Below are 11,772 nucleotides of genomic sequence, written 5' to 3' on the forward strand. Positions count from 1 at the left end.
TTAAAATTTAAAATTATAAGTCACACTTGGGATAATTCCGAAAATTGAGATTCTGCTGGCTTCACTCAAACCTGTATCTGTATTTTGTCCGAATGTCAAAGAAGCCGCATTTTTTCTTGAATAAACATTGTAGATGCTGAAAACCCATTCGCTTTTCCATTTTTTGTTGCTGTCGGCTTTGGGCGTGTACGTTGCAGAAAGGTCTAAATGATGATAAGCAGGAAGCGAATCTGCATTTCGTTTTCCATAATTGGCAACTGTAATTCCCTGATATTGATATTTTCCGTTCGGGAAAGTGGCAGCTCTTCCGGTTTGGTAAGTGAAAATTCCACCAAAACTCCATTTTTTTGTCAACTGATAAGCTGCGGTCAATGAGAAATTGTGGGTTTTGTCATGGTTTGCTCTGTACCATTCTCCATTGTTGATTCCCGGCTCTTCGGCGGTTCTTCCCGGTGTTCTTTGTTCCGCTTTGGAAAGGGTATACGAAAGCCAGCCAGTCAGTTTTCCTGTATTTTTTCTCAGCAAAACTTCTAATCCGTAAGAACGTGCTTCTCCTGTCAATAAAACTCTTTCAATCGCATCATTGGCAATTAAATCTGCTCCGTCTACATAATCCGTTTTATTTTTGATTTTTTTATAAAAGACTTCCGTTTCCAAAGAATATTTTCCGGATTTAAAATTTTGAAAATAACCAAATGCCACTTGGTTCAGAATTTCAGGTCTCAGATATTCATCACTTGGAGACCAGATGTCGAGCGGAGAAACAGAAGCTGTATTGGAAATCAAATGAACATATTGGCTCATTCTGTTGTAACTCGCTTTTATTGACTGATTATTATTGAATGAATACGCAACTGCCAAACGAGGTTCCAGATTATCAAATGAAATAATTTTTTTGTTTTTACCATAATCGACTGTTCCAATTGGCGTTCCTTCTTCGTAAACTTTTAATTCAGGATTGTAAACGACAGCTTGTCCGTTTTCGTAAATAGTTCTTTTTTCTGCTCCCAATCTTTGAAAATTACTATATCTGAGTCCATAATTAACAGAAAGTTTATTGGATAATTTCTGTTCTGCAAGAATGTATAACGCACTTTCAAAAGCATTTTTCTTTGCAATCTGTCTCGGAATTACCGGAAAATTTTCATCAAAAGGATCAATGGTTCCGGGATTAAATTGATAATAAATCGCATTAACACCATAACTTAAATTGATTTTATCCGACAAATAATGTTTGAAATCATATTTAAAATTATAATTTTTAATGTCCGATTTCCAGTTAAGTCCGGCGAATTTTATTTTTAAACCGTAATCGTATTTGCTGTAAATTAAAGAAGCATTCGAAAATAATTTATCCGAAAAAATATGATTCCATCTTGCATTGAAAAGCGAGTTTCCATAATCATTCATCAGACTTTTATTAAAACTCATATCGTCTTTCCCGAAATAACCGGAGAGATATAAATTGTTTTTATCATTGATTTTGTAATTCAATTTGGCATTCAAATCATAGAAATAAGCAGAATTGGGTTCGTCTGCCAGTTTCAAAAAAAGATGCGCGTAAGAAGCTCTTCCGGCAATCACAAATGAAGCTTTCTCCTTTGCAATAGGACCTTCCACAAGCAATCTGCTCGACACAGCACCGATTCCTCCATTGATGTGGAATTCTTTGTTATTTCCTTCTTTCTGATAAATATCTAAAACCGACGAAATTCTCCCTCCAAAATTGGACGGAATTCCGCCTTTGTACAATTTCAAATCTTTAATCACATCCGAATTAAAAACCGAGAAAAATCCAAATAAATGCGACGTATTATAAACCACAGCTTCATCCAAAAGGACAAGATTTCCGTCTGCAGAACCGCCTCTCACATTAAAACCCGAACCGCCTTCCTGCGCATTGGAAACTCCCGGAAGCTGAAGAATCGATTTCAAAACATCCACTTCTCCCATTACAGCCGGCATTTTTTTAATGGTTGCGATGGAAAGCTTGTTAACACTCATTTCCGGTGTGCGGATATTGGCTTTTGTAGAGTTTTTTGTAATGACAACTTCATCAATATTTTTGGTTCTGCTGGTTTCATTAAGTACGAAATTCCTTTTTGTATTTTCTGTTAGTGAAATTTTTTCTTCGAAAGTTTCAAACTCCGAATTGCTTATCAAAATCGTATAATCGCCTTGCGGAAGCGTGAGAGAATAAAAACCATAAGAATTTGTAGAGACCACAACGCCTGTTTCCTGCACGGAAATGATTGCGCCAATCAGGGTTTCGTTGTTGGATTTGTTGGCGACGGTTCCGCTGAGCGTGACTTTCTCCTGTGAAAATGCAGAGACGGAAACTGCGAAAAACAGTGGTGCGTACAATTTGTTTTTCATTGTTTATATGAGATTAAAGATTAAAACCAAAGCGAAACTATGGCTTTAAGGAACTTTAATTTTGCGAATTATACGAAATGGGGTTTTTGTTATAGGAAAGTGGGAAAAGATTTTTAAATTAGCTATTAACAATATAAATATTATGGATATAAAAATTTACAATGAGTATTTAGTTCTATATCAATTATTAACGAATAGTTTTGTTGAAATTCCTAGTCATTATAAAGATGGATTTTATAAATGTTATCAAAAAGACTATACGATTGTAAAAGGAGAAAATTTGAAAATTTTAGAAAAATTTGAAAAAATTTCTTTAACTGATATTTATAATACTGGCAAGGATACTTCTAATTTGCCATTTTCTGTAGAACCTTTTTCATCAATGAAACTTTGCCTTAGTCAAGAAGGTTCTTATTGTGTTTATGTTGAATTAGGATTGCTTATTTTTTATTATTTAGTAAATTTTTATAAAAAAGCAATTGAAGAATTTTTGGATGTTTTGGAAGAAATGAATAAAGATAAATTTGTACCGGTCAAATTAACTGAACAAAATATTTATGAAATTGATTTTTATTACTTGAAGAGTAAGGAAGGGATATTTTTTGGTATTGAAAATTTCAATCGTGTTTTTGCATTATTTGGTCAATCTAATAATGGAATTTTTTATGTTAATAATAAGCTTGAATTTATAGTTGATAAGGGTAGAATTGATAATATTTTAAACTATATTGAAAAAATTAATTTTACAGTATTTGAAGATTAAAAAAATCTAATTTTCGTATAACCCCAACCCAATTTCGTATAAATAAAGATTGATATCGTCTGGAAGTTTTTAGATTTGTTATCGATAATCTTTAGAAGTATGAATAAAAATTTACCAGATAAACTTAATGGTGAAAATTGGCTTTTCCAGTTTTTTATCTCGCCGAGTTACAGAATTTACAGACATCTTTTGCTGATAATTTTCAGCGTTTTTGTGCTCTATTACAGTAATCCAGAATATACGGAACCGACGGAAACCTACAATCGTATGCTGATTTTCTTTCAGATACTTTTGCTTTCTTATATCAATATGTACATTTGGGTTCCGAGATATTTGTTCAAAAGCAGATATGCGATTTACGGATTATGGATTTTTGTATACATCATTTATTGGTCATTTGCACATCGTTTGGCAGCGCATTTTTTCAAATCCAATTTATTACCTAATCAAGATGATAATATCAATTTTCTTTCATTGACTTTTGTGGTCATTGTTCTCAGTATCGCTTCTGCTTCAGTTAAATTATTTCAGCAATGGATTAAAAATGTTCAGTTAATTAATGAATTGGAAAAGTCAAAAATCACTTCCGAGCTTGAGCAGTTGAAAAATCAGATCAATCCACATTTTTTGTTCAATATGTTGAATAACGCCAATGTTCTCACCAAAAAAGACCCGGAAAAAGCATCCCAGGTTTTGATGAAACTAAGTGATTTACTACGTTATCAATTGTATGACAGCGCACGAGATAAAGTTTTGCTCACTTCTGACATTCACTTTCTGGAAGACTTTCTGAATCTTGAAAAAGTAAGACGGGATAATTTTGATTTCGTGATTTCTAAAGAAGGAAATCTGAGCGGGATTCAGATTCCTCCGCTTTTATTTATTTCCTTTGTTGAAAATGCAGTGAAGCACAACAACGATTCTTCAAAATCTTCTTACATCAATATTTACTTCAAAGTTTTTAATGATGAATTATTCTTCAAATGTGAAAATTCAAAGCCAGAGAAAAAGGCGGTCAATTCCGAATCAGGCGGGTTAGGTTTAGCGAATATCAAAAGAAGATTGGAATTGCTGTTTCCCGATTCCCACGATTTGAAAATAGAGGAGAATCAAAATAAATTTTGCGTAACTTTAAACATAAAATTATGAATTGTATTATCGTAGATGATGAACCACTGGCAAGAGAAGCGATTAAGATGTTGGTCGATTCACATTCAGATTTGAAGCTTGTCGGTACTTTCAACAGTTCAGAATCGGCTTCTGTTTTTCTTGAAAATAATGGTGTTGATTTAGTGTTTCTCGATATTCAAATGCCCGGAAGCAACGGAATTGATTTCGCCAAAACCATTTCCAGCGAAACCTTCGTGATTTTTACAACTGCTTTTTCTGAATTTGCGCTTGACAGTTACGAAGTTGATGCCATTGATTATCTTATAAAACCAGTCAAAACAGATCGTTTCCAAAAAGCGGTTGAAAAAGTAAAGTCCTATTCCAAATTGTTTAAGTTAAACGATTCAGACAATAATAACATCGAAACATTTGCAGAAGATCATTTTTACATCAAGGCAGAGCGTAAGATTGTCAAGGTTAATTTTGAGAATATCTTTTTTATCGTCGGATTGAAAGATTATGTGATTATTCATACAGAAAATCAGAAAATAATTACGGCGATGAACATCAAAACTATTGGTGAAAAACTTCCAAAAAATAAATTCGTGAGAGTAAGTAAATCCTACATCATCAATTCAAAACATATCGATTCTGTTGATAATAATACAGTCTATATCGGTATAAATGAAATTCCGATTGGAAATATTTACAGAGATTTTTTCTTTAATGAATTTGTAACAAAGAATTTACTGAGCAGATAATTGCTCTAATTATTTCTAAATCATCAATAAAAAATCCCACTATTTTAATAATGGGATTTTATATGTACTGCTTCAGCAAGTTCAGCATGACAATTCCTTAATATCTGTAATACTCAGGTTTGAAAGGACCTTCCACTGGAACACCGATGTAATCAGCTTGTTCTGGTGTAAGCGTTTCCAATTCTACGCTTAATTTCTTAAGATGTAATTCAGCTACTTTTTCGTCTAGGTGTTTTGGTAACATATAAACCTCGTTTCCATAAGCTTCAGAGTTTGTCCAAAGTTCGATCTGGGCCAAAGTCTGGTTAGAGAAAGAGTTAGACATTACGAAAGATGGGTGACCAGTTGCGCAACCAAGGTTTACTAATCTACCTTCTGCAAGGATGATCACTTCTTTACCTTCGATGGTGTAGATGTCAACCTGAGGTTTAACTTCAGATTTCGTGTGACCGTAGTTTTTGTTCAACCAGGCCATATCGATCTCGTTATCGAAGTGACCGATGTTACAAACAATTGCCTTATCTTTTAATTTCAAGAAATGTTCAGCTCTTACAATGTTGAAGTTACCAGTGGTCGTGATCACGATATCTGCATTATCAACTACAGTATCCAATCTTTTTACTTCGTAACCGTCCATTGCGGCCTGAAGCGCACAAATTGGATCGATTTCTGTTACAGTAACGATAGAACCAGCTCCTCTGAAAGATGCAGCCGTACCTTTACCTACGTCACCGTATCCGCAAACCACAACTCTTTTTCCAGCCAACATTACGTCAGTTGCTCTTCTTACCGCATCTACCGCAGATTCTTTACATCCGTATTTGTTATCGAATTTAGATTTGGTAACAGAATCATTTACGTTGATTGCTGGCATTACCAAAGTTCCGTTCTTCATTCTTTCATACAATCTGTGAACTCCGGTTGTGGTTTCTTCAGAAAGTCCTTTGATATCTTTTGTGAATTCTGGGTATCTGTCAAAAACCATATTGGTCAAATCTCCACCATCGTCAAGAATCATATTCAATGGTTTTCTGTCTTCACCGAAGAATAAAGTTTGTTCGATACACCAATCGAATTCCTCTTCGTTAAGACCTTTCCAAGCATAAACAGGAATTCCGGCAGCAGCAATCGCCGCAGCAGCGTGGTCCTGAGTAGAGAAGATATTGCAAGAAGACCAAGTCACTTCAGCACCCAAAGCTACCAAAGTTTCAATCAAAACAGCGGTCTGGATCGTCATATGCAGACATCCTGCGATTCTTGCACCTTTCAAAGGCTGAGATGGCCCGTATTCTTCACGGATTGCCATCAAACCTGGCATCTCTGCTTCAGCCAAAGTAATTTCTTTTCTTCCCCATTCTGCCAGGGAAATGTCCTTAACTTTATAAGGAACGTATTGTGTTGTTGTACTCATATCTGTAATTAAAATAAGTTTAAAAACTAAAGTGCAAAATTACGATTTAAGTTTTATATAAAAAATTCGAGTACCAATGTTTTTGTCTCACAGCCCTTTTCTGCCTTCTATCCAGTAAGCTTGAGAGAAGATCTGATTGCCGGAAATATCATTTTGTTTCAATGATTTGCGGACCGACTGTAATGTTTTACCATTTCCGGTAATGTAAAAAGCGGTATTGTAAGGGGCAATTATTCCCTCTTTAATAAGGATATCAATAGACTCGATAATTTTCTCAGGCTCATTTTTTAATGTATGATATCCGTATAGTCCAAGGTCTTTCAGGACTTGATGGTCGTCCAGCTCAAAAATGCTGTCGAAAGAATAATATCCGTAACCATCGGTTTCATACTTTATAGATAAAGCTGCTCCCAGAGAGGTTTCATCACCAATGGCAATATGATGCTTGAAATCGCTTTTGAACATATCTTTTCCTCGCGGAATGATATATTTTATCGTTTCTCCAACTTTCAGATTCTCTATAAAATCACAACCAGAAGCGCTTCCATGAAGATGGCAAAGGATCTCAAAAGTACCATCAGCCTTATCATAATTATAAGGTGTGTATTTCCTATAATCCGTATCATTTACCCGAAATTCGATAGCATATCCGGGTTTATATTCCAGACCGAGCAGATTGCCGGAGAATTTGATTTTCTTTAGATTGTATGAAATATTTTCGGTTTCTATGACGGTTGTCTCACGAATATATTTGGAAGCGAATATATTTTCCACCGTGTCATTCAACCATTTTGGCATACTTGGCATAATCAATAATTTTCTACAAAGAAAATAAGATACACGAAGGAAAACGATAGCTATTTTAAGGAAGTGATTGGACTTTTTGAGGTAAATTTATTCAGTGAATTCTGCTTTATTCTTTTTCCTGAAATCCAAAGCTGACTGTTTTGTCTGTTTTGAAAACAGACGTGAAAAGTAAGCATAATCATCATAACCAAGTTCATTGGCGATTTCCTTTACTGTCAGATCTGTGTAAAATAGCAAGCGCTTTGCCTCAATGATGATTTCCTGCTGGATCCAGTATCCTGCCGGATTTCCAGTAATATCTTTCACAACTTCCGATAAATAAGAAGGAGAAATATTCATCAATTCAGCATAAGACGATGGACTTTTCAGGGTTTTGAATTTTTGCTTTACCAGGGTTTTAAATTGCCTTGTCAGTTTCAAGGCACGGCTTTCTTTTATTTTTTCCAGATTTGGCGTTTCTGAAAAGACCGATGCCAGCATTGCGGTATAAGCGTCCAGTAATGACTTGACTATATTCAGGTCATTTTTTGTTTTTTTATGATAGAAGTTCAAGAGCTGAGCACATTTATCTAGATTTTTTGCAAAGGCCTGTTCTATTTTTACAAGAAGAATTGGGAATACGGATTCCTCAAAAACTGCACGAACTTCAGCCGCTACCAATTCGGAATTAACAGCTAAAAACCAACCATAAATATCAAAGTTCTTTGAATAATGAACCTGCCCGGGTGTGATACAAAAAATGGCCGGACCTTCTACTTCGAAATCTTTAAAATCTACCATAACTTCTGCTTTGCCGCTTTGCAGGAAAAGAAAGAGATAATGACTGTCCCTGTGAACGCCTTTTTCCTCAATATCTCTGTTTGTTTCTTCAGAGGTTTCCCTGACAAGTTCAATCACCAGTCCGTCTTTTGAAATGTGATTGAGGTTATAAGTTGGGATGTTTTTGCTCATTTAGAATTAAATTACAAAATTATTCAATAATTATCATGTAAATATAATATGACAATTGACATAATAGTATTTTATTTAGTTTAAATCTAAATAACTATTTTTGTAACATCTAAAAATATATATCATGAGTGAACATACAGAAGAAGCAAAGAGACAAGCTAAACCAGTTGCCCCAAAAGTAAAAGAATTAATTGCCAAAACGCTAAGCGTAACTTTGGCAACTGTAGACGCAGAAGGAACGCCGAATGCTAGCTATGCACCATTTGTAGAAATTGATAACAAATTTTACGTTTTGGTTTCTTTTATGGCGAGACATACGAAAAATTTGGCTGAAGGTAGAAAAGTTTCTGCAATGTTCATTGAGGATGAGTCTGCTACGAAGCAAGTTTACGCAAGAGAAAGATTGACGGTTGAAGCTTCAACTTCTCAAATCGAAAGAGATTCTGATGATTGGAACAATATCGTTGGAAAACTAAAAGAAAGACATGGAAAAATTGTGGATGTTCTTAATGATATGACAGATTTTATCCTGATTGCTCTTCATCCTGTAAAAGGTGCTTATGTCAATGGTTTCGGTAGCGCTTATTTTGTAGATGCCAATCTTGAAATTATGGAACATAGAAATGATATCAATCACACACAGAAATAATAACGATTTCAAATATATAGGAAGGCTTAGTAAAAACTAAGCCTTTTTGTTTGATCTTTTTACCACAAAGGCACATAGTTTTTAATCCTTAGTGTATTGATTAAAGACAAAATAGCTTTTCTATTTTATCTAAATTTGAAGCTATTATGAACAATTTATTCTATTGTGTCTATGTGGTTTAAGTAATTATATTTTTCTAAAAATAACCGTCGAGTTATGGCCACCAAACCCAAACGCATTACTCATAGCGATATTGATTGGTTTTTCTTTATTTTCAGTAATGATATTAATGCCTTCCGGAATATTCTCATCCAACTTTGAAACATTAATTGTTGCCGGAATTATATTCTCCTGAATCGCTTTGATACAAATAATCGCTTCTGCAGCACCAGCAGCTCCCAACAAATGGCCTGTCATAGATTTGGTAGCACTGATGTCAAGATTTGGACTACCTTTGAAAACTTTATTAATGGCGTTCAGTTCTGCTAAATCTCCAAGTGGAGTAGAGGTAGCGTGCGGATTCAGATAATCTACCTGCTCAGGGAGAATCTCTGCATCTTGTAAAGCTAATTCCATAGATTTTGCAGCGCCAATTCCTTCCGGATGAGGTGCCGTCATATGATAGGCATCTGCGGTCATTGCTGCGCCGATTAGTTCTGCATAGATTTTTGCACCTCGGGCTTTGGCGTGTTCATATTCTTCCAAAATCAACGCTCCGGCACCTTCGCCCATTATAAAACCATCACGTTCAACATCGTAAGGGCGGCTTGCGGCTTTTGGATTATCGTTTCTTGTTGACATTGCTTTCATTGATGAAAATCCACCAACAGATGCTGGCGTAATAGGCGCTTCTGAACCACCGCTTACAATCACTTTTGCTTTTCCCCAGCGGATATAATTGAAGGCATCCATAAAAGCAGTGTTGGCAGTGGCGCAAGCAGAAACCGTTGTATAATTGATTCCTCGTAAACCATATTTCATAGAAATCATTCCGGAAGCCATATTAGCAATAAGTTTTGGTACGAAAAACGGACTGAATCTCGGTGTTCCGTCTCCTGAAACATATTCAGTAACTTCATTTTCAAAGGTTTCCATTCCTCCCTGTCCGGTTCCCCAGATAACGCCAATATCAAAAGGTTCAATATTTTCTAAATCTAATTTAGAATCCTGCATTGCTTCTGCAGCAGCGTAGATAGCAAATTGCGTAAAGAGGTCACTTCTTTTGATTTCGTTTTTGTCCAGATATTTTTCCGGAGCAAAGTTTTTGACTTCCGCAGCAAACTGAACTTTGAATTTCTCTGGATTGAAATGCGTGATTTTATCAGCGCCGCTTTCACCTTTCAGAATATTGTTCCAAAAAGTATCGACATCGTTTCCTAAAGGAGTTACGGCTCCCATTCCGGTTATTACAACTCGTTTCATTATCTTGTAATTTGTGTTTTGAATAAGTTTGAAGTGCCGTTTGCAATCAGTTTGGTTTTGTCAGCGTTCCAGACTTCGCAAGTGGCGTTGATGAATTGTTTTCCCAATTTCGTGATGTGTGTTTCGGCAATGATATTTTCACCTTCTTTGCCGATGGAGAAATAATCAATGACATTATTAATCGTTGTGTAAAACGTTGGTTCGTTCAAAGAAAACATTGTGGCGCCTAACACGTCATCAATAATCGCAGCGGTTACACCACCGTGAAGATTCCCGATTGGATTCAGCCATTCCGGACGAATCGTGTACTGAAATTCCAAATGACCTTTTTCTGCTGAAATCACAACTGGTTTCAGCCAACGCATAAAAGGCGAAGGAGAGTCTGTGAATTCTTTTCCGATTAATGATTTCAAATGTGCTAATCTGTCCATAATTTTAGATTTTATATTTAATCGCAAAGGCGCAATATTTTTGAATTTATTAAATTGTTATAAGTCGCCAAGGCAATTATTGAGTCTTAAAAATAAGTTTAATTTGTTTAGCGTTGAATCACTCGCAGCCCGAATTATCTCCTATTTGTATATTTTTATTTGAATCGATGAATCTCGTTCCTCGATTTGAGCGGAAATCCTTTTTTGCCAACTTTCAAGTTCTATTTAATGTGAAATCGTCTGCAAAAAAGATTGACTACGTCAAACCACTTCGTTAGGTTTGGGAGCCCTTCGACAAGCTCAGGATAAACTACAGACGGATTAAGCTGCCCAAATTAATGATAATTTAATTGGAAAATTAATTCTGGCTCAATTTTGCTAAAGCTTCCTGAAAAACGCCAAGTACAACTTTGGTCTGTCCAACAGGAACATCGAACTGATTTTGTTCCAAAGCTGTCAATAATTCGTCCGCAACTTCTTTTGGTGGAATTCCGTTTTCGCCACCGATTTCTGCTGAAAAACTAGTATTGACCAAAGGTGGCAAAACTTCGAAAATCTTAACTGATGTTTCCTTCAAAGCGTTTCTAAGTGATTGTGTATAGCTTCTAAGCGCAGCTTTGCTGGCAGCGTAAGTCGGAACAGGCGCATAAGAAACCAATGATGCAATGGATGTTATATTGACAACTGCAGAATCTTTTTGCAATAGATGTGGAAGCAACAATTCCGTAAAATGGATGATCGTCAGATAATTGGTGTTGATTTCTTTCTTAGCTAATTCGTAAGAATTAGTATTGCCCGCTAAATTGTAATAATAAGCTTCTCCAGCGTTGTTGATGACAATGTTGAGGTCCGGATGATTCTGGATCAATTCATTTGCTATTCTGATTCTTTCACTTTCAATGGACAGATCGCCCTGAATTCCAATGGCATTTTCCAATTGTTCCAAAGCTTTGTCAAGACGTTCCTGATTTCTTCCGTTGATAATGACTTTGTTTCCTTTTTCGGAAAATGATTTTGCGATTTCTAGTCCGATTCCAGCTGAACCGCCAGAGATAAATACTGTGTTGTTGGTTGTTTTCATAATGTGAGAT

At 35.6% G+C, this 11,772-nt stretch carries 11 protein-coding genes; 4 read left to right on the forward strand and 7 right to left on the reverse strand.

Annotation, left to right across the window (positions count from 1 at the left end; genetic code table 11):
* Positions 1-2,376, reverse strand: coding sequence for a TonB-dependent receptor (locus BLT30_RS04110; protein WP_089871647.1), 2,376 nt, complete (start codon positions 2,374-2,376; stop codon positions 1-3).
* A gap of 142 nt (positions 2,377-2,518) precedes the next feature.
* Between BLT30_RS04110 and BLT30_RS04115 the strand changes: the two genes are divergently transcribed.
* From BLT30_RS04115 to BLT30_RS04125, 3 genes are all read left to right on the forward strand, one after another.
* Positions 2,519-3,139, forward strand: coding sequence for a hypothetical protein (locus BLT30_RS04115; protein ID WP_089871649.1), 621 nt, complete (start codon positions 2,519-2,521; stop codon positions 3,137-3,139).
* Between the two features lie 99 nt (positions 3,140-3,238).
* Positions 3,239-4,288 (forward strand): sensor histidine kinase, encoded by a 1,050-nt coding sequence (locus BLT30_RS04120; RefSeq protein WP_089871651.1) that lies wholly within the window; start codon positions 3,239-3,241, stop codon positions 4,286-4,288.
* The gene (locus BLT30_RS04125; protein WP_089871653.1) at positions 4,285-5,010 is read left to right on the forward strand and encodes a LytR/AlgR family response regulator transcription factor; all 726 of its coding nucleotides are present in this window, start codon (positions 4,285-4,287) and stop codon (positions 5,008-5,010) included. The genes BLT30_RS04120 and BLT30_RS04125 overlap by 4 nt, the downstream gene beginning before the upstream one ends.
* Before the next feature lie 97 nt (positions 5,011-5,107).
* On the opposite strand, the gene ahcY is transcribed toward BLT30_RS04125, so the two are convergent.
* The 3 genes from ahcY to BLT30_RS04140 all read right to left on the reverse strand — a co-directional run bounded on the left by ahcY (position 5,108) and on the right by BLT30_RS04140 (position 8,179).
* A complete protein-coding gene (gene ahcY / locus BLT30_RS04130) occupies positions 5,108-6,421 on the reverse strand; it encodes an adenosylhomocysteinase (protein WP_089871655.1) in 1,314 nt (437 codons plus the stop codon).
* 87 nt (positions 6,422-6,508) lie between these two features.
* On the reverse strand, positions 6,509-7,228 hold the full coding sequence (locus tag BLT30_RS04135) for an FAD-binding oxidoreductase (protein ID WP_089871657.1): 720 nt from the start codon (positions 7,226-7,228) through the stop codon (positions 6,509-6,511).
* A gap of 87 nt (positions 7,229-7,315) precedes the next feature.
* Positions 7,316-8,179 (reverse strand): AraC family transcriptional regulator, encoded by an 864-nt coding sequence (locus BLT30_RS04140; RefSeq protein ID WP_089871659.1) that lies wholly within the window; start codon positions 8,177-8,179, stop codon positions 7,316-7,318.
* A gap of 124 nt (positions 8,180-8,303) precedes the next feature.
* Here BLT30_RS04140 and BLT30_RS04145 point away from each other — a divergent pair, with 124 nt between their 5' ends.
* Positions 8,304-8,828 (forward strand): pyridoxamine 5'-phosphate oxidase family protein, encoded by a 525-nt coding sequence (locus BLT30_RS04145; protein ID WP_089871662.1) that lies wholly within the window; start codon positions 8,304-8,306, stop codon positions 8,826-8,828.
* Between the two features lie 186 nt (positions 8,829-9,014).
* Here the strand turns inward: BLT30_RS04145 and fabF are convergent, their stop codons facing one another.
* The 3 genes from fabF to BLT30_RS04160 form a co-directional block, all read right to left on the reverse strand.
* Positions 9,015-10,250: a beta-ketoacyl-ACP synthase II gene (fabF, locus tag BLT30_RS04150; protein ID WP_089871664.1), complete on the reverse strand. Its 1,236-nt coding sequence runs from the start codon at positions 10,248-10,250 to the stop codon at positions 9,015-9,017.
* Positions 10,250-10,681: a PaaI family thioesterase gene (locus BLT30_RS04155; RefSeq protein ID WP_089871666.1), complete on the reverse strand. Its 432-nt coding sequence runs from the start codon at positions 10,679-10,681 to the stop codon at positions 10,250-10,252. The genes fabF and BLT30_RS04155 overlap by 1 nt, the downstream gene beginning before the upstream one ends.
* A 358-nt stretch (positions 10,682-11,039) precedes the next feature.
* Positions 11,040-11,762 carry an SDR family oxidoreductase gene (locus BLT30_RS04160; RefSeq protein WP_089871668.1) on the reverse strand — a complete coding sequence of 241 codons (723 nt, stop codon included), beginning with the start codon at positions 11,760-11,762 and terminating at the stop codon, positions 11,040-11,042.
* Positions 11,763-11,772: the final 10 nt, after the last annotated feature.

Origin of the sequence: Epilithonimonas hungarica (assembly GCF_900102265.1) — a bacterium.
GTDB classification, from domain to species: Bacteria; Bacteroidota; Bacteroidia; order Flavobacteriales; family Weeksellaceae; genus Epilithonimonas; species Epilithonimonas hungarica.